Raw genomic sequence first — 20,623 nt, 5'->3', positions numbered from 1 at the left:
GGCCGTACGCTGGTTGGAGGCAGCGTCTCTCCCGCTGAGCGCTCTGGAGGAGACCAAGAACGCTCGTGCGGCCTTGGAAGCCCTCGCGCTGTGTCTGGACGGCAACCCGCTGCCACCTCGACATATCGTCGCAAGCGGGCCGTCTTTCATCACGCGCTCGAACACGCGGTGGAGTTGGAGGAGCTTTCGGCAAATCCGCTGCACAAGGTCAAGTTCCGCAAGCCAAAGGTGAGTGGCGAGGTCGATCGGCGCTCGGTGGTCAATCCGAAGCAGGCCCGCGAACTGCTCACCGCGGTGACCTATGTGGGACGGTCACGCGGGCCGATGCTGGCCGCGATGTTCGCCTGCATGTACTTCGGCGGCCTACACCCAGCAGAAGCTGCGGGGCTGCGGCAGAAGGACTGTCACCTCCCGGCGAAGGGCTGGGGCCTGCTGACGCTGGAGAAGACCAGGCCCCAGAGCAACAAGCGGTTCACCGACTCCGGGCAGGCCCATGATGAGCGCGGTCTGAAGCACCGGAATGTGAAGGAAACACGCACCGTTCCCATTCCGCCCGAACTGGTCGCCATCCTCCGCAAGCACATCGCCACATTCGGCGTTGGTGAAGATGACCGGCTCTTCCGCACTCGCACGGGCGGTGTGATCTCCGGATCGGCCTACGTGAAGGTCTGGCAGGAGGCACGGACGTACGCCTTCACGCCCGACCAGGCTGCCTCTCCCCTGGCGGGCAGGCCGTACGATCTTCGGCACGCGGCCGTCTCGCTCTGGCTCAACGCAGGCGTGCATGCCCCGGAAGCGGCCGAACGGGCGGGCCACGGCGTGGACGTCATGCTCCGCGTCTACGCCAAGTGCATCGACGGCCAACGGGAAGTCGCCAACCGGCGCATCTTGGGCGCGCTAGCTGCATGATCCACAACCACTGGCAGGACCCCGGGACATCTCGGGGTCCTTTCGCCGTTCCAAGGCTCGAAACTGCCGTGCTCACCTGGGGAAACGGGGTTATGAGCATTCCGCGTATGTTCCGCGACCAGTGGCACAGAGCTGCTTTCAGCCGCCTCACCCTGCCTAGGGGCCAAGACTACCGATCATGCAAAAGACCAGGTCAACCCGCAGATTGCCTGGTCTCGGTTGCGCGCCCTGCAGGATTCGAACCTGCGACCGTCGGATTAGAAGCAAGATCCTTAAGTGTTGCGCCGTGCCGTTGGGTGACGGTTCGTGCCACCTCGATGCGTTTTGCGTGTCAGGCAATGCCGGGTTCTGACGGCGCGTGACGGGGCGTACGAGCACGCACCGAGCACGACGGCACCCTACCGGCCCACCATACCCATCGTCGCCTCAGCGGCGCTTGGACTTGCCTTACCGGAGGGAGCACAAGTGGAGGTCGTGCGCCGGCCTTGGCAGGCCGGCAGATCAGGCACAGCACGCCCCTCGGACTTGATCAGCTCCAGCGGGAGGGTGGTGTCCCCCTCGTCGAACAGTCGCTCGCCCTTGCGGACGGCGCCCGAGGACCGAGCCTTCCTTGCCGCGCTCCTGACGTCGCTGCCGCGCGAGCTCCTGCGCCGGCTGCGGCTCCTCATCTGCCCGGACCCGACCCGGCGTGAGTCGCCGACCGGAATCGTCAGAAACGGTAGTGCGCGACCGTGGTGCCCAGCCTGGAGAAGGCCGCGCTGAGCGCCGACAGTCGGGTCCACAGGCGCAGGGCCGGAGGGAACTGGTCGACCTCGGGCTCCCGAGTGAGCAGGATGTGCCGGATCAGGGTCAGTCGCGGGTTCCACCGTACGGGGTCGAGGCGGTCGAAGCCGGGGGACTTGAAGAGCGGGACCAGGAACCGGCTGCCGGAGTAGTGTTTCGCTGCCCAGACGGTGAATCTGGTGTAGACGTTGAACGCTATCTCCCCACTGGGAAAGTGGCTGGTGAGACGGTCCAGCAGCGTGATCATCTCTTCCTGGGAGAGGAAGGGCAGCACGCCGTCGGCGACGATCACGGCGGGGCGGTCGGCGGGGAGCGCCTCCAGCCAGCCGGGCTCGGTCAGGTCCGCGCCGATCCTGTGCGTGTGCGGCCGATCGGGGATGACCCGGTGCCGGGCGTCCACGACTTCGGGGAAGTCGACGTCGTACCAGTCCGCTGTGGGCGGCGGGTCGATGCGGAGGGCCCGGGTGTCGAGGCCGGCTCCCAGATCGATGCCGATCGCGTCGGGGTGGCGGGCCATGAACTGCTGGGCCACCTCGTCCAGCTTCTTGGCGCGCTGGGCGACGTCGATGGCCGAGGCCGCGCTCCAGCGGAGTTTGCGGTGGTCGTAGCCGGTCTTGTGGATGATCTCGTAGGCCATGCGGTCGCCGAGTATGGGGCGTGGCAGGCGGCTGTCGAGCGCCCGGCCGCACAGCGTCACCCACAGGGTTTCCTGCAGCGGGGTCAGGGTAGGAAGAGTCACTCCCATGATGTCCTCCAGGCTCAGGTGGTGGGCATGTCGCGTCGGGTGAATCCGGCCAGGCCGGCCGCGACGAGGGCCGCCGCGACGACGGTCATGACGATCAGTGGCGTGGCCGTCATGACCCCGCCGGGGAGTTTCGGTACGTGCTCGAAGACCGACAGGTCGATGACCCACTGGTCGAGCTGCAACTCCAGGCCGACCCAACCGAACAACATGCTCACCATGGCCACCGCGAACGTGCCGGCGACCAGCCGGGGCAGCAGCCCGAACAGGGCGAACGCGACCCCGGTGAACACCCACACCACAGGAAGCTGCACGAGAGCGGCGGCCAGGAGGCGGGACAGCTCACGGGCGACGTCGCCGGTGTTGAGGCCGTGCGCCAGACCGGCGGCCGTCCCGAAGGCGATCAACCCGAGCGCCGGGCCGAGCAGTATGAACGCGAAGTGGCTGCCCGCCCAGCGCAGCCGGCGCACCGGGGTGGCCAGCAGGGGCTCGGCCCGCCCGTCGCGCTCCTCGTTCCTGAGCAGCAGCGCGGCCTGGATGGCGAAGCCGGCGCTGACCAGGCCGAGCATGGTCATCATGGGGGCGAGGAACTGGTCGACGAGCGGGCCGGGACCGCCGAGCCGGGCCAGCGCCTCTCGGGCCGCGGCGCCGCTGTTGTCCATCAGCGTCCCAAGGCTCGCCGACATCGCGCCGACCACGAGCCCGACCAGGGCGAGTCCGGCGAGCCGGCTGATCAGCGGCCCGCGGTGCAGCCGCCAGGCCAGCGCCAGCGGGCTGCGCAGGCGGGGTCCGGCGGCGGCCGGGCCCAGTCGGGCCTGGAACATGCCGGCGCCGAGGTCGCGCCGCTCCGACAGCGCCACGGCCAGCACGATCAGCGCCAGCACGGCGCCGGCCGCGAGCGCGAGCACCCACCAGCGTTCGCCGCTGTAGGGCCGCAGCGCCTCCGCCCAGCCGAGCGGCGTCAGCCAGGTCACCCAGGCGGGCCCGTCACCGGACTGCGCGGCGACGTCGCCGACGCCGCGCAGCAGGATCGCGGCGCCGAGCGTGCTGATCCCGATGGCGCGCGCGCCGCCCGCGCCGGTCGTGAGCTGCGCTGTCACCGCGCCGATCGAGGCGAACGCGCAGGCGGCCACCGTGAACCCGAGTCCGAGCGCCAGGGAGCCGGCGGCGGGCAGGCCCTGGCCGATCAGCGCCACCGCCGAGGCCACGCCCAGGACGAGGGCGGCCCCGCAGGTGACGATCAGGGTGGCGGCCAGGTCGGCGTGGCGGGACACCGCTGTGGCCCCGACCAGTTCGCGCCGCCCGGCCGCCTCTTCCGTACGCGTGTGCCGGATGACCGTAAGCAGGGCGAACAGCGCGACCATGAACGTGACGAATCCCGACCGCCAGGCGACGAGCTCGCCGAGGCTGGATCCGTTCAGCACGCCGTAGGCGATGGTGAAGGCCCTGGTGTGGACGCTGGTCTCGTAGTAGTGCTGGCGGGCCTCGGCCGTGGGGTACGCGCCGGTGAAGGCGCCGACGAACACCACCGGGATCATGCAGATGAAGGCCACCCACAGCGGCAGCAGCACACGATCGCGCCGCAGCACCAGGCGGATGAGCTTTCCCGTGCCGGCGAACGCGTTCATCGTCCTGCCTCCGTGTACCGGCCCTTGACGTTCGCGGTCGCGCGGTCGTAGTGCCGCAGGAACAGTTCCTCCAGCGTCGGAGGCCGGCTGACCAGGCTGCGCACGCCGGCCTTGGTGAGGTGGCGAAGTGCGAGGTCCAGCGCGGCGGCGTCGACGCTGAAGCGTACCCGGCCGCCGTCGGCGCGCAGGCCGTGCACGCCCGGCAGCCCGGCCAGCCCGTCCGGTGGGGCGGCCAGCTCGGCGTCGATGGAGGTGCGGGTGAGGTGCCGCAGCTCGGCCATGGTGCCGGTCTCGACGGTACGGCCGTCGCGGATGATCGTGATCCGGTCGCAGAGCGCCTCGACCTCGGAGAGGATGTGGCTGGACAGCAGCACCGTACGGTCACCCGCGCGCCGCACCTCCTGGATCGTCTGCCGGAAGACCTCCTCCATCAGCGGGTCCAGGCCGGAGGTGGGTTCGTCGAGGATGAGCAGCTCGGCGTCGGAGGCCAGCGCCGCGACCAGTGCCACCTTCTGCCGGTTGCCTTTGGAGTAGGTGCGGCCTTTCTTGCGCGGGTCGAGGTCGAAGCGCTCGACCAGCTCGTCCCGGCGCCGCCGGTCGAGGCTGCCGCGCAGCCGGCCGAGCAGGTCGATGGCCTCGCCACCGGACAGGTTGGGCCACAGGGTGACGTCGCCGGGCACGTACGCCAGGCGGCGGTGCAGCTCAGCGGTCTGTGTCCAGGGGTCGCCGCCGAGCAGCCGGGCGGTGCCCGCGTCGAGGCGCATCAGACCCAGCAGGATCCGGATCGTGGTGCTCTTGCCCGCGCCGTTGGGCCCGAGGAAGCCGTGCACCTCGCCAGTCCGTACGACGAGGTCGAGGCCGTTCAGTGCCCGTGCCGGGCCGAACGACTTGACCAATCCGGCCATGGAGATGGCATCGGTCTCAGTCATCATGGGTGTCCTTATGTGGTGATGAGGAGAGGGCTAGAGATCGTCTCCCCGCTGGGCCTCCCAGGCGGCCTGGGCGGCTTTGAGCATGGTGTCGTCGGCGTACAAGCCGTGGGTGTAGATCTCGAGCATGGGCAGCCCGATGCGCCGCAGCACGTCGGGACCCATCCGCTCGAAGCCGAGCGCGCGGGTCAGGGGTGGCGCCATGGTCAGCGTGGCCAGGCTCACCAGCACGGTGAGCACGGCCAGCGCCCGCACGTCGGAGGACTGGCGCATCGAGCCGCCGGCGATCCCGTCCCGGAAGAGCTGCTCGGTCTCCTCCACCAGCGTGTTGACGAACGTGGTGGCCGCGGAGGAGTCCTCCTCGATCGCGCGCACCATGTACTGCACATGGAGGCGGTACTCCTCCGAGTCCGACAGATATTCCTGGGACAGATCCCGCACGCCGACCAGGTCGGCCACGGTCCGGGCCCTCCGCACCAGGATCTGCAGGACGTGCTCGTCGCAGACGCTCCGCAGGTTGTCCTTGCTGCCGAAGTGCCGGATGACCAGGGCGGCGCTCACCCCCGCGGTGGCCGCGATGGCGCGCAGGTTCGTCTTCTGGAAGCCGTCGCGGGCGAAGTGCGCGATGGCGGCGTTACGGATCTTGGCCTGGGCGGTCAGATCCGCCGAAGAGGCTGAACACACGTTTACTATACTAAACATGTGTTCAGCACTGTGGCAACCGGGGTCAGAACGTGGTGAGGATGATCTTTCCGTGGACGTCCCGTCGTTCCAGAGCGCGGTGCGCCTCGCTGGCCTCGGAGAGTGGGAAGCAGGACCCGATGCGTGGCCGGATGTGACGCCCCAGTGCGAGCTCGAAGAGGTGCGTGAGTAATGCCTGATGCTGGGACGGGTCCGCGGCGATCTCCCGGGGCAGCGTGCAGAGGGCCGTGCGCTTGCCGGGCAGCAGGTTCAGCATTCTGTTGCGCAGCGCGCCGCGGACAGTGTCGGCCAGCACGTGTCCTGGCCGGCCCATGAAGGCGTAACTGACCAGCACACCGCCCGGCGCCAGGAGGCGATGGTTGGCGCGCATGCTGGCGCCGCCGAGGTGGTCGTAGACGATCCGGACGCCTTCGGGGTGCTTGGCGCGTACGACCTGGGCGACGTCCTGGCGGCGGTAGTCGATGGGCACGATGTCGTAGTCGCGCAGCCGGTGCAGGCTGCGCTCGGAGGCGGTGCCGTACATGACCAAGCCCCGGTGAGCGCCGAGCTGGCACAGCGCGTCACCCACGCCGCCGGTCGCGCCGTGGATGAGCACGGTGTCCCCCGGGCGGGCCCGGCTGTGGCGGTCAAGGAGGCTCAGCGCGGTCAGGTAGTCCAGTGGGAGGGCGGCCGCCGCCAGGGTGTCGAGGCCATCCGGTACGGGGGCCAGCAGCCGGACGGGCAGGTTGGCGTATTCCGTGTAGCCGCCCATCCTGGTCAGGCACGCGGCGACCCGGGCACCGGGCACCAGCCAGGGCGGCACCGGCTCCGCGTGGTGGCCGACCACCTCGCCCACGACCTCGTACCCGGGTGTGAACGGCAGCCCGCGCTGGAAGATGTACTCGCCCTTGCGCGCCATCACGTCGGTGTAGCCGACCGCCGCGGCCAGAACCCTGATGCGGACCTGGCCCCGCCCAGGGGCGGAGGTGACCGCATCGGCCTGTCTCAGCACCCCGGCATCGCCGAAGCGCCGCACCACGATCCGCCTGTGCTTGATCGGCTCGCTCATCGGCCTGCTCCCTTGATGGTGGACGCCCAGTCGAAGATGACCTCGTGGGCGAGGTGGACGGCGCCGTTCTGGCAATGCAGGCCGCCGCCTTCGGCTCCGGGGAACTCGTGCACCCGGACCGAGCGCGCGCTGGTCAGCCGGCGGGCGAAGTCGTGGGCGAGGCGGTTGTCGAAGAAGTGCTCGTCCTCGCCCAGCAGGATCAGGACATCGGCCTCAATGGTGTCCGCCCACTGGCCGTCGTCGTATCTGCCGATCTCTGCGATCAGGTCGGGAAGAGTGGCCACTCCGAACGTCCACAGCGCGTTACCGAGCGCCCAGCGCAGCTCAGCGTCATAACGTGCGTTCAGCCTGATCAGCAACTGAAGCCAGGCGGGCATGGCGCCGATCCGACCGCGCAGCAGCCGGGGCATCTTGTGGGCGAAGGCTCGTAACATGCCGGGGAAGTAGTCGAGCAGCACGATCGCGTCGTAGCGGTTCTCCATCGCGGCCGCCCGGGCCAGCAGGTGGCCGCCGAAGCTCACCCCCACCCCGATGATCGCGCCGGGATCGCAGTGCCGGCTCAGCGAGTCGATCGCCGTGGCGGCCGGGCGTTCCCATTGCGGCGTGAACGGCATCCCGAACTCCCGCAGCAGGTTGCCCTGCCCCGGGCCCTCGTACAGCAGCACGTGGAAGCCCCGCTCGAGCGCGCCGGCGCCGAGGACGAAGTACAGCTCCTCCGGCGTCGAGTCGAAGCCCCCATGCACCACCATCACGTCCCGGGCGTCCGGGTGCGGTGATCGAAGGAAGATCGTCTCCATCTCGGCGCCCTCATAGGGAGTGCGCGAGCGTGTGCCGTCCACGCCGAGGGCCGCCAGTCCGGCGTCGAACCACGTCCGGGAACGGCGCGCGCAGTTCATGCGACGAGGGTCGCCGGGTTCGAGGTAGAACTCGGCGGTGCGTATGTAGTTGCTCGCCCGCAGCAGTGCCTTGCCCCGCGAGACGCGGTCGCTCAGCTGTTCGCCGCGGCCGTGTGCGGTCATGGCCAGGCGGGTCCACTGCCGGTGCCAGGATTCGAAGTCGCCTGGTCGTACCCGTGAGACCGCGGAGACGACCTCGCCGTAGTCGGCTCCGTTGAACGGGCTGGACCACAGTGCCCGGACCGCTTCGAAGTGAAACGTTGATGTTCGTGACAGGACGGGGCCGCGCATACCACTCTCCAGAAATATGTCATGACGTCTAATGACATGACGCACAATATCTATGTCATGTCATCGATTCAAGTAGACTGCCGCCCGTGGACCAGGTGCTGGAATTCGTACTCGCCGTCAAGGCCGCACACCGGGAGATCAACCGGCGCTTCAGCGAAGCCCTGAGACCGCTGGGCATCACGGTGGTCCAAGCCGAAGCGATCCTCATCCTCGCCGACGACCAACCCCTCACCCTGGGCGAACTAGGCACGCGCCTCATCGCAGAGACCGGCAATCCCAGCCGGCTCGCCGACCGCCTCCAAGCCGCCGGCCTCATACACCGCCATCCATCTCCACACGACCGCCGCCACGTCGAACTCACCCTGACCGCCCACGGTCGCGAAATGGCCACCCGCATCCAGCAAGCGCGCCGACCACTGCTTGACTGGGGCCGCACACTCCTGGACGACGCCCAATTCGCCGCCGCCACCACCGCACTGCACCGCGTCCTCGAACAACCCTGACCGATACACGGGGTGGCTTGGACGGGACACAGACGTTCTGGATCAATGGTGTGCTGACAGCCACCGGCCTTGACCACGCTGGCGTGCCAGAATCGCGGCAGCATCAGATCCAGCAGCCAGCCGGCGCCAGCCTCAACCAGTGGCGCTGGCCGCCGACCCGCGGAGTTGCCCGCGCCGGCGGGCTCGCCGCCGGCTGATGCGTTGGCGGCGCTGGGCGCGGTGGGGGTTGCGGCGCACCAGTTCGGTCCATGCGGACCGCCAAGACGATTTCGGGGCGAGCTTCGTTGGTCGCCATGTCGCCGGTCTGGCCAGGGCCTGCGCAGTCTCCGGATCGACAAAGAGCGCATCTGCTGTCCCTGCTCACTACGTTTGGCTGAGGACGGTGACCGCGAGCTGGCGCACGCGATCGAGGTCGCGGATACCGTTGATCTCGACGATCTTGTCGTTCGCAGCCGTGAAGGCCAGCAGGGAATTGGCCGCCCGCTGACAGTAATCGCTGCTCCAACCGCGCCGCCGACCAGCGCGGGATACAGGTGACCATCTCGTGGGGCCGCGGATCTGCCTGACCACGGCCACCGTGCCGCGGATCATAGCCGTCGGCTGACCATAGCCGAAGTCGGTGCTACGCCACTGCCTGCAGCCGGGGCCGGTGCCGCTCGAAGCGCTCAGCCAGCCACTCGGCCCCCTTCATTGGTCACACCATCCCATCGTCAAGGCTCGTCAAGGCGCCTTGTAACTCCTGGCCCGAAATCTCACACGCGCGATGCTAGAAGCCGCGTTCCGCAGCTACACGATCGAATTCGTGGAGTCGGTGTAACGGGGTCGCCTTGGTTGAGAGTCGAGCCGGTCTGGGGCAGGCACCCTTCGATCGGGTGCGGCCCGATACTGCATGTTCCTTCAACTGGCGTTTGATGCTCTGGGTCAGCCCGGTTGATCGTGCACAACGAAGTCGGCGCCGGCTCTCTTAAGTGGTGACCGCACTGTCCCGACAGGTTCACCTCAGGTGCGTAGGCGTGCATCTGGAAGATGTGTAACCGGTCGGTGTTCTGTCCGACGATGTGAATCACCCCGGGATCCAGTGGAGTCGCCGTGACCTCGCCGACGCGGCTTTGGTCACCGTACGATCCATGAAATCCCCGCACAGGTGGGTTTCGTGGGCTACCGCCGTACGAACATCGGTTGAGTGGCGCGCCCTTCGCGCTGCTCCCCATGCGAACCACTGGCCGGTCTACCGGCGGCGGCGGGCGTAGAAATGGCCGAAAACCCCCGCACATGCGGCAGATACGGACAGGCAGATCGCCGCCACGGCGCCGAGATCACCGGCTGCGGCAATGACTCCCAGCACGAAGAAGTAAGCGGCTGCAGCCGCATACGACTTCCAGAAAACCCCTGGGTAAGACGGACGGCGAGAACGCGAGGGAGGCAATAGGGTCACTCCCTCATCATGCAGCAGGAGAGCGTGACCGCCTCGCCGAGAGCCCATGCTGTGCAGCGACTGACAAGAAACTGTGCACTGGTGGCGAAGGACGTGCGCACGTTCGACTTCGACGCCAACCCCAACGTCGACCCGGCCGTCATCAACACGCTGGCCACCTGTGACTGGTTGCGCAAGCATCAGCCGCTTTGTCTGATCGGCGATTCGGGGACGGGTAAGTCGCACCTGCTCATCGCGCTGGGCACTGAGGCCGCGATGGCCGGGTTCAAGGTCAAGTACACCCTGGCCGCCAAACTGGTCAACGAACTGGTCGAGGCCGCCGATGAGAAGGCGCTGACCAAGACCATCGCCCGCCTCGGCCGCGTGGATCTCCTTTGTATTGACGAGCTTGGCTACATGGAGCTTGATCGACACGTAGCCGAACTGCTGTTCCAGGTTTTGACCGAGAGGGAGGAGACCAACAGTGTCGCGATCGCCTCAAATGAGTCGTTTTCGGGATGGACTAAGACATTCACTGAGCCGCGGCTCTGCGCCGCCATCGTGGATCGGCTCACCTACGGCGGCAACATCATCGAGACCGGCACCGAATCGTACCGGCTCGCCCAGACCCGCGCCCAAGCCGAAGCCGCCGCCAGCAAGGCCGTCGGCTGACCCCTCTCTGCTGCCCTTCCTTGACAACGCCTGGTCCCGCCGCTGAGAGGAGCTGGTCAAGATGCAGCGCCCGCAGCGAAGCGAGGACGAACGATCTTTACCCGGGACGAGCAGCGGTGATCGTCACAGCGTCGAGGAAGAGCACGGCCAATGCTGGCGGAGGCACTGCGGGGGCGTGAGCAGCCAGGCGGTGTGCTCTCAGCGCCACTGGTAGCGCGTCTGGGACGGCTCGCTACCAGTGGCGAAGGCGAACCCCCTGTCCGGCTGGACCCGGTAGAGCTGAACATTCCCGGTCCGAACGGCGTCGCCCAGTTGATACCAGGTTCCGTCCTCGCGGGTGAGCTGCCACCCATAGGCCTGTTCGAACGCGGTCGCCACGGCTTCCCTGGTGGCATGGTCGGTGACCAGGCTCGCAGTGCCCTCGATGACGTAGTCCATGCCGGTCAGGGTGTCGGTTCCGCTGGTCAGCGCGCAGCGCTGGTTGGCGCTGAGATTCTTGGCCTTCTGCTCGTTGTCGCCGGTGGTGAACCACATCGCGCCGAGCGCCCAGATCGCCAGCAACGGTGTCACGTGGGGGCGGCCATCCCGGCGCACCGTGCACAGCTGGAATTTCTGGATCCGGCGCAGGGCCCACTCCGTCGCCTCCCACGGCGTCGGGCTGGCGCCTGGCGAGGAGAACGGACCGAGGCTGGTCTGTGGCGCGGTCGAGTCGCCGGTCGTATGAGTGGACATGATTTTCTCCTTGTGATCGTTGCGAATTCCGCCCGGCGCGTCCGCGGGAAAGCTCAGTGGGTCCCGGCGAGATGGTCGGCCAGGATGGTGGTGACCGACAGCGCGGTGTCGAAGTTCGGGACGAGCCGGTTTTTCGTCAGCGCGAAGGCGACCCCCCGGGCGGGGTCGGCGTAGGCGTAGCTTCCGCCCCCGCCCGGCCATCCGAAGGCCATGGAGTTCTCCTCGGCAGGGGCGCCCATCCTGCCTATCGGGAAGCCCAGCGCCATTCGCGCCGGGCTACCGAAAACCTGATCCGTACCCTCGAACGCGAGCGCGGACAGTTCCGCCAACCGTGCAGAGTCCACGAGCTTGCCCTGCAGCACGGCGTTGTACATCGCGGCAAGGCCATGCGCAGTGGCGATACCCACCGACGGTATATCGGCGCGCAGGATCTCGCCGCTGTTGCCGAAATCGGCACTCGGCCGGCTTTCCCACGGCGCGAGGATCGCATCACCGTCGTCCGGGCCGGCAGGCCATTGCCGCGCCTGCTGTTCCAGGCGCGCCAACCGCGGCAGCGACTCCTCCGGAGCGGCGAAGTAGAGCTGCCCCTCGATACCGAGGGGCACAGTGATCCACTCACGCAGCAGTTCGCTCATGGGCCGCCCGGTCGCGCGGCGGGCCAGCTCGCCGACGAGATAGCCGAAGGTGTAGGAGTGATAACCCGTAGCGGCGCCCGGCCGCCAGCGCGGCTCGGCGGCGGCCAGCGACTCACATACCCTGAACCAGTCAGGGAGCTCGCCCGGGGTGATCTCGCGCGGCATGGCCGGAAGACCGACCGTATGGGTCAGCACGTGCCGCAGCGTCGCCGTGGCCTTGCCGTGCATACCGAACTCGGGCCACAGGTCCGTGACCGGGCTGTCGTAATCGAGGAAACCACGCGCGACGAGCAGATGCGCGAGCGTGGCCGCCACGTTCTTGCCAGTGGAGAAACTGAAGATCGGCGTGCCGGAGGTGACCGGCCGCCCGCTGGCCGGATCGGCCGTACCGGCCACCGCGTCGACGATCAGCGCGCCATCCTGATAGACCGCGACCTGCACACCGGTCTCCGCGCCGGCACCGACCAGCGCATCGATGTGACGCTGAATCTGTTCCTGTATCTCACTCATCGCTACCCTCGTCACTCCCTGCCCGCGCGGAGGAATCGCCCCTCCGGTCGGCGGAGGGTGGTGTGCCGCCCGCCGGTTGTTGTACCAGTCGAGCAGGGGGACCGACGCTGTCGTCCGGACGGGCCACGAACCCATCGAGGGACATACAGAAGCTGGCGCTCACGGTCATGGTCAAACTCCTCGATAACTGCTCAGACCCCGCCGTTCACGGACTCGACGGTGCCGCGAGAGTCGCACACCGTGCGCCATCTCGGTCACGAGCATCCTGAATCCTTCTCGCGTGGGGGGGACCTTCCGAAGGTAAGACGATCGACGGCGGGAAAACTCATCGCGCCGGACAAAGCCAACCGACGGCGGTCCACCGCGCAGACAACCTTCAGCCACGAAAGTCGGCTTGGGCGAGACACCGTCAACTTCGCACGCATTGCCTGTTCCTCTGGGTGCTGCTACTTCTCACCGACATTCCGCGCCCGATCAACCCTCAAGTGCTGTTCAAACTGACCGGCAAACGCTGCTGCTACCCACCCGCAAAATCACATTGAGTCTTCGCTGACTTGCGCAGCGAGTACCACGACTGCTCCAGCGTGCGCCGCCCCAGCCTGTGCGCCCGGGGCGGAGGGGGAACGCCATCTGGCGCTCCCCGTGTCAGACCAGGAATTCGAGCAGGGCTTTCACCGCGGCCGCCGGAGCTTCCTCAGGAAGGAAGTGACCGGCTCCCGGGATGACGAGCCCGGTGACGTCTGTGGCCACCAGGCGCATGACCGTCTCCACGAACGTACCGCCGCTCAGTTCGCCGCCGAGCGTCAGTACAGGGATGGTCAGTGGCCCGGCCTCACGTACCCGCGCCAGGCCTTGGTCCGCACGGTAGAACTCGAAGCTGGCGTGGAGTGCGGCCGGGTCTCGCAGGGCGTCCACGTACACATCCACGGCGTGGGGCGGGATGGCGTCGGGGGTGGCGGCCTTGGAGGCGAACTGGTGGCCGAAGTAGATCTCCTCGCGACCGGCGACCATGCGTTCGTTGACGTCCGCGGGCAGGCGGTTGAAGGCGAAGTGCCACATGAGGTCGCCTCTGGCCGGGTCCGTCATCGGGGGCGGGAAGTCGGAGACGCCAGGGAGAATGGCTTCGGCCACCGCCAGGTGGGTGACACGGTCGCGGTGGCCCGCGGCAAGGGCGTAGCCGACGACCATGCCGAGGTCGAAGCCGGCAATGGCGAAGCGGTCGTGTCCCAGGCCGGTCATGAGGGCGGCCATGTCGTCGGCGAGTGTGAGGGGGTCGTACCCGGTGGCGGGCTTGTCGCTGGCCCCCACGCCGCGGACGTCGGCGGCGATGACGGTGAAGTGCTCGGCGAGGTCCGGCATGGCAAGGCGCCAGCAGTACCAGAACTGGGGCCAGCCCGGGAGCAGCAACAGCGGCGGTCCGTCGCCACCGACCACAGCGTGCAGGGTGAGATCACGGACCTGGACGGTTCGGCTGGTGAACGTGCTGGTGAACCCGTCCGGCAGGTGTGGCACGTCGGTCACGGTGAAGGGCATGTTCGTTCTCCTTATGAGGGCAGGCGAAACTCGCCCGACCATTCGAATCATTTATCCGTTTATGCTGCGGAAATCCGGACGAGCCATCCGGTTATGCTGGTCGCATTACGACGGCACCCGCTGCGCGAGGACGTTGCGCATACCTGGCAGCGCATCGTCGACTGGGGCTGAACGGGCGCTCACCGGCGACGCGTGGCGGGCCCCGCGGCACTTCCTGTTCGCCGTCATCGACGCACAGTTGACCGACGCCTCGCTCTCGCTCGTCACTGCCGCGCCCCCAACACCACGGAACTCAAGGCCACGTTTGGATCACTCGGCGGTCGAATGTGCGACCGCGCCCTGGCCGCAGGGTCGTGCGCCCCGACGCGACCTCATCCCGCTGTATGCGGCGTGACACCTACGCCGCCACCGCCCACTTCGGTGACAAGGAATCCGGATGCTGGACGGCCTTCGTCCCTGATCCGCCAATGGTCAGCGTTTGTGAGCAGCGACGACCTCCGCCTCGACGAGCCAGCCCTCGACGGGAAGGCCGGCGATCTCGATCGTCACGCGGCCGGACGGCGTCGAGCGCGGACAGGCTACGTCCAGCGGCGGATCGCGTCGATCGTGGTCTCCGGCGAGGTGTTGAAGCAGAACCGGATGCCAGGCTCCGCCGCCACCAGTACGTTGATCAGCCGCTCGAACAGCACGGTGTGCTCCGGCAGCACGCGCACCCCGGCCCCTATCATGGCCAGGCCAAAGGGACCTTCGGCGGACAGTCGCTCGCGTACGACTTCCTCGGCCGCGACCGGATCGGCGCCGATGAGGCACGCCACGCTGTCCAGCCCCGCCGCATGCAGCGCGGCCTCACCCTGTTCGATACGGGCGGCCAGCGTCGCCTCGTCCAGGCCGGGATGATCGGAGAAGTCGATCGCGCTCGGGTGCAGGCCGATCGTCAAGATCTTGGTCATGTGGGGCTCCTACCAGGGGACGGGTCCGTTGCGGTCGAAGAAGCCGCCCGTCGGCCCTTCGCGGTCCAACGTGGCCAGCCGGATGACCGACTCGGCGGCCTCCGCGACGGTGTGCATGCCGGTGTGCTGGTTCATGTCGGTTGCAGGGTTGCCCGGGTCGGCGGCGTTGACCTTGAAGCCGGGCAGGGCGCGGGCGTACTGGGAGACGATCATGTTGAGTGCGGTCTTGGACGAGGCGTAGTCCAGGCTCAGGAAGCTGGACTCGGGGCGTGCGGGGTCGCAGGCGTAGGTCAGGGATGCGAGTGCGCTGGAGACCATGACGATACGGGGAAGGTCCGACTTGCGCAGGAGGGGCAGGAACGCGTGCGTGACCCGTACCGGGCCGAACACGTTGGCTTCGTACAGGACCCGCAGCCGGTCCGCGCCCATGTCGGCGGGATCCAGCCGTAGGCCGCCGACTCCGGCGTTGTTGACCAGTACGTCAAGACGGCCGGCCCTCCTGGCCACCGTCTCGGCCGCCGCGGCAACAGAGTCGTCCGAGGTCACGTCGAGCTGGACGAACTCGACGCCGAGCGCTTCCGCCGCCCGCGTACCGCGTTCGCGATCACGAGCGGCCAGGAACACCCGCCAGCCCCGCTCCGACAGGCGGCGTACTGTCTCGTTGCCCAGCCCCTTGTTCGCTCCGGTGACCAGCGCCACCGTCTTCGTATCCGCTGCCGTGAGCTGTTCCGCGCCGGGTGCCGGTGTATCTGCCGGCATCGGCTCATCGCCGTTGGCGTCCGTTGTCATGGATTGATCGTCCGAGATCGGGCCCAGCCCTCACCAGGACCGCTTCGGCCTGGGACTGGCCGTACCACCCGCGGTAGGCGATCAGCGCGGGAGAATCAAGGGGTGAATCGTGCCGAACTCGCCGCAGTACTCCGCCAGGCCCGCTCCCGCCTGCGACCGCAGGATGTCGGCCTGCCATCGGGCACCCGCCGCCAGGTGCGTGGCCTGCGCCGCGAGGAGGTAGCCCTGCTCGCGGGGCTGAGCGTCGAGTACGTCGTCCGGCTGGAGCAGGGGCGCGGCGCACGGCCGTCCGCTCAGGTCGTCGCGGCGCTGGCGCAGGCACTGCGGCTCGACGACGACGATCGCGACCTGGTGTTCCGCCTGGCCGGTCACGAGCCGCCGCAGCCTGGACACGTTGCCATGGTGGTACGGCCGAGCGTGTTGCGGCTGCTGGACCGGATGGCGGATCTGCCGGTGCTGGTGCTGTCGGCCAAGGGCGACGTGCTGGCCTGGAACCCGCTGGCGGCGGCGCTGCAGGGCGACATGTCCGCCTGGCCCCGGCACCGGCGCAACCTCATCTGGCAGCGCTTCCTCGGCAGCAGCCGATGCCAGGTCGCCGCGGACCCGGGCGAGGACGAGGCCGCCACCCGCGCCGCCGTCGGCACCCTGCGCGCCGCCCAGGCCCGCTATCCGCGTGACGCCGACCTCGCCCGCATGATCAGCGAGCTGCGCCGCGGCAGTCCCCGGTTCGAGGAGCTCTGGCAGGAGGGACGTTCCGCGGCCTGGCGTGCGGCGATCAAGTCGATCCGCCATCCCCAGCTCGGCACGATCACGCTCGACTGCGACACCCTCCTGCTCCCTGACACCGACCAGACCGTACTCGTGTACTCCGCCGAACCGGGAAGCCCCGAGGCCACGGCGCTCGACGTGCTCAGGGCGACCGGGCTGCAGCAGTTGTGAGGGCAGGATCTGGGGGCCGTGCACCGCGTCCAGCGCGCAATTGGCGGCGGTGAGGGTTGTCAACGCAGGGCTCGGTTGCTGTGCCGGAGGACGGGCGCAGCGTCGCGAAGCCCGATGGCACGAGCGCCACGCAGGCCTCGCCCGGTCCGCTCATCGTGATCGGGCAGTCGCACCCGGAATCCGGTTCTGCTTCAACACCTCGCCGAAGACGACGATCGACGCCATTCGCCGTTTCCATCCGAAGCCGGTGGATGGAAGCGGTTCACGGTTGTCAGAGGGCGCGGTTCTGGCTGGCCGGGGTGTGCTCGACGCCGCCGCACCAGATGCGACGGATGTTCCGGGTAGCGCGAATGTCGGCAAGAGGGTCGCCGTCGATCAAGATCAGGTCGGCGCGCAGCCCTGGCTCGACAGCACCGCGATCGGTCAGGCCGAACGCCTCGGCCGCGAGCCGGGTGGCCGCGCGTAGCGCCTCGGCGGGGCGCAGGCCGGCGTCGACCAGCAACTCGAGTTCGTGGTGCAAGCTGGCTCCGGCTTCGGGCTGGAACGGCACACCGGCCGTGTCGTTCGTGTCGGTCCCGGCCACGACCCGCACCCCGGCCTGGTGAAGCAGACCCACGCTGCGGCGGGCGCCGGCGAACCCCTCCGGCCGCCCGATCGTTGCCGCGATGCCTTCCATCATGGTCATGGTGGGAACCACAGTGCAGCCGGCGTCCGCGATTCGGGCCACGACCGGCAGGTCCAGCGCTGGGCCGAGCGGGACGTGGGTGATGATGTCCGCGCCGGCATCGAGGGCCATGATGACGGCGGCCTGGGACACGGCGTGTATCACGACCGGCTTGCCGTGAGCGTGTGCCGCGCGGGCCAGGGCTGTCACGGTTTCCTGGTCCGGGCCGCCTTCGTCCGGATCGGCCACGATCTTGATGTAGTCGCTGCCTTCGGCCAACCGCGCGGCGACGAACGGCTCGGCCTGGTCCGGGCCGGTGACGATGGCGTCGGCCGGCATCGTCGGGATGCGCGAGTGCAGGCCGCCTGGGCCGATGGCGGGGGTGCCCGCGCTTCGCACATCGCTCCCGCCCCGCACGCCGCGCAGCGTGGTCAATCGCCGCGCCGGCCAGGTCGCCATGTCCAGCCCTGTGGTGACCCCGTACGAGCAGAGTTTCCCCCGCGTGTTCTCGCCGCTGAGGTGAATGTGCGCATCGATCAGGCCGGGCAGCATCACGCCGCCGTCAGCGTCGATGACCTCGGCGTGGTCGGCGTCGGTGCCGATCACGTCGCCGGCGATGACGACCGTACGTGGCTCGGACAGCCCATGTCCGTCAAAGACACGCACGCCCGTGATGGCAACTCGATCAGTCATAACCTTTCCTGCTTTCTTCATGGGCCTGAGCTGGTCAGCTCCGGGTGTGGCTGCCCTGGGTATCGTCCGCGCCGGCCCCGCCGCTGTCCGGCCGGGTGCGCATCGACCACCACAGTGCGGTCAGCGCCAGGAGCCCGGTGATGAACGCGGCGTAGCCGATGCCGGGCCGGCCGGCCCGGCTGTAGCCGATGGCACCGACGAGTCCGCCTGCGCTGATACCGAGATAGATGGCGCTCTGGTGAAGGCCGAGCACGATGGGCGCCACCTCTGGCGCCGCCGCAGCGACGCGCAGTTGCTGCGGGACGTTGACCATCCAATGCAACATCGCCCAGGCGCCGATTCCCAGCAGCGCGAGCGGCATGGTGACCGCCACCGACGGCACCACCAGGACCGCGACAGTGAGGCCGGGGGCGACCGCCGCGATCGTACGACCCGGACCGTACCGATCCGCCAGCCGTCCAGCGAGCAGGTTGCCTGCCATCGCCCCGGCCCCGAAGCAGAGCAACGTCAGGAACTGGCGGTCTGGGTCGCCTCCGGTGGCCGGCAGCAGCACCTCATCGATGAAGTTGTATACCGTCCAGCTCGCGGTCAGGCACAGCCAGGTCGCCAGCAGAGTGGCAAGCACCCGCCGATCTCGCAGCGGCGCCACCCGTTTCCTGATTGCGACCGCGGGTGACCCGTCGAGCGCCGGTAGCGACAGGGTTCCGGCCATCGGCAGCGTCGCGAGGAGTGCGAGCAGGCCGAGCACCAGTCGCCAACTCGTCGCGCTACCCAGCCACGCACCGATCGGAAGGCCGAGGACGATGGCCGTCGTCAGGCCGCCCACCACGACTGCGACGGCGCGTCCTTGCCGGTCTCCTGTGACCAGGCGACGAGTGACGGCCAGTGCGTTGGCGGTGTAGACGCCGGCGCCCACGCCGGCGATCACGCGCGCGGCGGCCGCACCGGGAAAGTCCATCGCGATCGCGGTCAGGGCGTTGCCGACGCCGAACACGGCCAGCGCGACGAGCAGCACCTGCCGTGGCGGCCGGTGCCCGACCAGAGTGGTGAGCAAGGGGCCGCCCAGTGCGTAGGCGAGCGCGTACACCACGATGAGCTGCCCGATGACGGCTCGGCCGGCGTGTAGGTCCGCGCTCATGTGGCCGAGCATGGGCGCGATGACGAACGTTGAGACCCCGACCGCGAAGTTACCAGAAGCGAGCGTGAACAGCTTCGCGTTCATGGGGCTCTTCTCCGCGACATGTACGACCCCCCGTCAGGTAGTTGAAGATCTCAATCATGTCGCCACAGGCTACCCGCACTAGTTGAAATCATCAACCGCTATCCTTGGCTCATGGGTGATCCGCGATGGCTGGACGACGCCGAGCAGCGAGACTGGCGCTCCTTCGTCGAAGGATCGGCGCTGCTGATGGAACTGCGCGACCGCCGGCTTCGCCGCCACCACAATCTGTCGCTGGCCGACTTCGAGATCCTTGTGCGGCTGTCCGAGGCGCCCGAGGGCCGCCTGCGCATGGCCGAGCTCGCCGAGCTGTCGTACTACTCCCGCAGCCGGTTGTCGCACACCGTCGCCCGGCTGGAGGCCCGCAAGCTCGTCCAGCGATGCAACGACGACGAAGACAAGCGCGGTGTGGTCGCCTCTCTGACAGAGACCGGGCGGGCGGTGCTGGTCAAGGCGGCCATGGACAACGTGCAAACCGTGCGCGAGCACTTCATCGACCTGCTCAGCACGTCCGAACTGCAAGCGGTCGGCCAAGCCTTCCAGGCGGTGGCGGCCAAGGTCCGCCAGTCAGCCGAGTAACAGACAGGAGCCACAACGGGGAGGTGGTCGCCTTTTCACCCACTGCTGCGATGCGCCGCAACCTGGTTCAGGGTGAGTCAGCCTGATCGCCAACCTCACCCACGAGTTCTTCAACCCGTACGCCATCACCTTCAGCTACACGGACATGCGCCCGACCATCACCCACGGGTGAGCCCGCGCGAGGCCCGGTCGGAGGTCCGCCTCGGCGTACCCCCGACCGGGGGACGGTCACCAGAAGGAAAGCCCGCCGCCGATGTCGGAGCCTAGATCGGCCAGGCCGGAGCCCAGATCCGACGCCCTGTCGCCCGCCCATTCGCCGGCATCCGACAAGCCGGATCCCACGTTGCTCAAGCCGGATCCGACCGTGGAGACGCCGTTCTGCACTCCGTTGCCGGCGCTCCTGAGCCCGGGCGTCGCCCAGTTGACCAGCCCGCCCGCGCCGTTGATCACTTTCTCCCCGGCCCAGCTGCCCACGGCGCCGCCGACCATGCCGCCGACCATGGCGCATCCGCCGATGGCGACGAGGCCGACGCCGGTGGCACCACACGCGGCGCTGGCGAGCGCGCCTCCCGCGACGGCCCCGCCCACCGTGATGTTGCCCCGCATCGTGGCCCGTAGCAGCCTGATGGGAGTGCTCTGGCCCTCGTCGTTCTGCCATTGCTCCCACGCGGCCGAGCCGAAGCTGATCAGCGTCCCCACGCCCACAAGGATCTTGGAGCCCCTCGCCAGCTGGTCGGAGTACTGGCTTCCGAGGTTACGCATGGTGTCCCGCTCGGAAACACGGTTTCATAATGTGAGCTGGGTTTTTGCTGCGCGATCAAGACGACGGCTGCGACCATGGCAAGGTGTTGTTGTCGCTTGTC

The 20,623-nt window shown here is 68.4% G+C and carries 20 protein-coding genes and 1 pseudogene; 6 read left to right on the top strand and 15 right to left on the bottom strand.

All coding sequences use genetic code 11. The features are described from left to right. Positions 1-168 precede the first annotated feature (168 nt). Complete coding sequence (locus ACIHFD_RS65780) at positions 169-909, top strand: tyrosine-type recombinase/integrase (RefSeq protein ID WP_397375610.1); 741 nt, start codon at positions 169-171, stop codon at positions 907-909. 709 nt (positions 910-1,618) lie between these two features. Here the strand turns inward: ACIHFD_RS65780 and ACIHFD_RS65775 are convergent. From ACIHFD_RS65775 to ACIHFD_RS65750, 6 genes are read right to left on the bottom strand one after another with little or no spacing between them, the layout of a single operon-like run. Then, positions 1,619-2,431 (bottom strand): class I SAM-dependent methyltransferase, encoded by an 813-nt coding sequence (locus ACIHFD_RS65775; RefSeq protein WP_363984033.1) that lies wholly within the window; start codon positions 2,429-2,431, stop codon positions 1,619-1,621. Between the two features lie 20 nt (positions 2,432-2,451). Next, positions 2,452-4,062 carry an ABC transporter permease gene (locus ACIHFD_RS65770; RefSeq protein ID WP_397375609.1) on the bottom strand — a complete coding sequence of 537 codons (1,611 nt, stop codon included), beginning with the start codon at positions 4,060-4,062 and terminating at the stop codon, positions 2,452-2,454. Beyond that, positions 4,059-4,994, bottom strand: coding sequence for an ATP-binding cassette domain-containing protein (locus ACIHFD_RS65765; protein WP_397375608.1), 936 nt, complete (start codon positions 4,992-4,994; stop codon positions 4,059-4,061). Before ACIHFD_RS65765 ends, ACIHFD_RS65770 begins: the two co-directional genes overlap by 4 nt. 30 nt (positions 4,995-5,024) lie before the next feature. Continuing rightward, entirely contained in the window at positions 5,025-5,675 is a 651-nt protein-coding gene (locus ACIHFD_RS65760) for a TetR family transcriptional regulator (protein WP_397375607.1), read from the bottom strand. A gap of 43 nt (positions 5,676-5,718) precedes the next feature. Then, positions 5,719-6,741: a zinc-binding alcohol dehydrogenase family protein gene (locus ACIHFD_RS65755; RefSeq protein ID WP_397375606.1), complete on the bottom strand. Its 1,023-nt coding sequence runs from the start codon at positions 6,739-6,741 to the stop codon at positions 5,719-5,721. Further along, positions 6,738-7,928, bottom strand: coding sequence for an alpha/beta fold hydrolase (locus ACIHFD_RS65750; RefSeq protein WP_397375605.1), 1,191 nt, complete (start codon positions 7,926-7,928; stop codon positions 6,738-6,740). The genes ACIHFD_RS65755 and ACIHFD_RS65750 overlap by 4 nt, the downstream gene beginning before the upstream one ends. A gap of 86 nt (positions 7,929-8,014) precedes the next feature. Here ACIHFD_RS65750 and ACIHFD_RS65745 point away from each other — a divergent pair, with 86 nt between their 5' ends. Continuing rightward, a complete protein-coding gene (locus tag ACIHFD_RS65745) occupies positions 8,015-8,431 on the top strand; it encodes a MarR family winged helix-turn-helix transcriptional regulator (RefSeq protein WP_397375603.1) in 417 nt (138 codons plus the stop codon). 363 nt (positions 8,432-8,794) lie between these two features. On the opposite strand, the gene ACIHFD_RS65740 is transcribed toward ACIHFD_RS65745, so the two are convergent. Further along, positions 8,795-9,022 carry a hypothetical protein gene (locus ACIHFD_RS65740; RefSeq protein WP_397375602.1) on the bottom strand — a complete coding sequence of 76 codons (228 nt, stop codon included), beginning with the start codon at positions 9,020-9,022 and terminating at the stop codon, positions 8,795-8,797. 853 nt (positions 9,023-9,875) lie between these two features. On the opposite strand from ACIHFD_RS65740, the gene istB reads away from it, so the two are divergent. Then, positions 9,876-10,517 carry an IS21-like element helper ATPase IstB gene (istB, locus tag ACIHFD_RS65735; RefSeq protein ID WP_397375601.1) on the top strand — a complete coding sequence of 214 codons (642 nt, stop codon included), beginning with the start codon at positions 9,876-9,878 and terminating at the stop codon, positions 10,515-10,517. Positions 10,518-10,715: 198 nt separating this feature from the next. On the opposite strand, the gene ACIHFD_RS65730 is transcribed toward istB, so the two are convergent. The 5 genes from ACIHFD_RS65730 to ACIHFD_RS65710 all read right to left on the bottom strand — a co-directional run bounded on the left by ACIHFD_RS65730 (position 10,716) and on the right by ACIHFD_RS65710 (position 15,636). Further along, positions 10,716-11,249 (bottom strand): pyridoxamine 5'-phosphate oxidase family protein, encoded by a 534-nt coding sequence (locus ACIHFD_RS65730; protein WP_397375600.1) that lies wholly within the window; start codon positions 11,247-11,249, stop codon positions 10,716-10,718. Between the two features lie 53 nt (positions 11,250-11,302). Then, positions 11,303-12,394, bottom strand: a complete 1,092-nt coding sequence (locus ACIHFD_RS65725; protein ID WP_397375599.1) for a serine hydrolase domain-containing protein — start codon at positions 12,392-12,394, stop codon at positions 11,303-11,305. A 645-nt stretch (positions 12,395-13,039) separates the two neighbouring features. Beyond that, positions 13,040-13,927, bottom strand: coding sequence for an alpha/beta fold hydrolase (locus tag ACIHFD_RS65720; protein ID WP_397375598.1), 888 nt, complete (start codon positions 13,925-13,927; stop codon positions 13,040-13,042). A 578-nt stretch (positions 13,928-14,505) separates the two neighbouring features. Beyond that, the gene (locus ACIHFD_RS65715) at positions 14,506-14,877 is read right to left on the bottom strand and encodes a hypothetical protein (RefSeq protein WP_397375597.1); all 372 of its coding nucleotides are present in this window, start codon (positions 14,875-14,877) and stop codon (positions 14,506-14,508) included. Between the two features lie 9 nt (positions 14,878-14,886). Continuing rightward, entirely contained in the window at positions 14,887-15,636 is a 750-nt protein-coding gene (locus ACIHFD_RS65710) for an SDR family oxidoreductase (RefSeq protein WP_397375618.1), read from the bottom strand. Between the two features lie 132 nt (positions 15,637-15,768). Between ACIHFD_RS65710 and ACIHFD_RS65705 the strand changes: the two are divergent. Both ACIHFD_RS65705 and ACIHFD_RS65700 read left to right on the top strand, forming a co-directional pair. Next, a pseudogene (locus ACIHFD_RS65705) lies at positions 15,769-15,957 on the top strand (transcriptional regulator); the annotation flags it as partial. 108 nt (positions 15,958-16,065) lie between these two features. Further along, a complete protein-coding gene (locus ACIHFD_RS65700; protein ID WP_397375617.1) occupies positions 16,066-16,605 on the top strand; it encodes a DNA-binding protein in 540 nt (179 codons plus the stop codon). Between the two features lie 271 nt (positions 16,606-16,876). On the opposite strand, the gene ACIHFD_RS65695 is transcribed toward ACIHFD_RS65700, so the two are convergent. Both ACIHFD_RS65695 and ACIHFD_RS65690 read right to left on the bottom strand, forming a co-directional pair. After that, positions 16,877-17,983 (bottom strand): amidohydrolase family protein, encoded by a 1,107-nt coding sequence (locus tag ACIHFD_RS65695; protein ID WP_397375596.1) that lies wholly within the window; start codon positions 17,981-17,983, stop codon positions 16,877-16,879. 13 nt (positions 17,984-17,996) lie between these two features. Then, on the bottom strand, positions 17,997-19,184 hold the full coding sequence (locus ACIHFD_RS65690) for an MFS transporter (RefSeq protein ID WP_397375595.1): 1,188 nt from the start codon (positions 19,182-19,184) through the stop codon (positions 17,997-17,999). Between the two features lie 111 nt (positions 19,185-19,295). Between ACIHFD_RS65690 and ACIHFD_RS65685 the strand changes: the two genes are divergently transcribed. After that, the gene (locus ACIHFD_RS65685) at positions 19,296-19,760 is read left to right on the top strand and encodes a MarR family winged helix-turn-helix transcriptional regulator (RefSeq protein WP_397375594.1); all 465 of its coding nucleotides are present in this window, start codon (positions 19,296-19,298) and stop codon (positions 19,758-19,760) included. Between the two features lie 228 nt (positions 19,761-19,988). Here ACIHFD_RS65685 and ACIHFD_RS65680 read toward each other — a convergent pair whose 3' ends face one another. After that, positions 19,989-20,522, bottom strand: coding sequence for a hypothetical protein (locus ACIHFD_RS65680; protein ID WP_397375593.1), 534 nt, complete (start codon positions 20,520-20,522; stop codon positions 19,989-19,991). Positions 20,523-20,623: the final 101 nt, after the last annotated feature.

Source organism: Nonomuraea sp. NPDC051941 (assembly GCF_044593615.1).
This window is presented reverse-complemented; position numbering and strand designations above follow the sequence as displayed.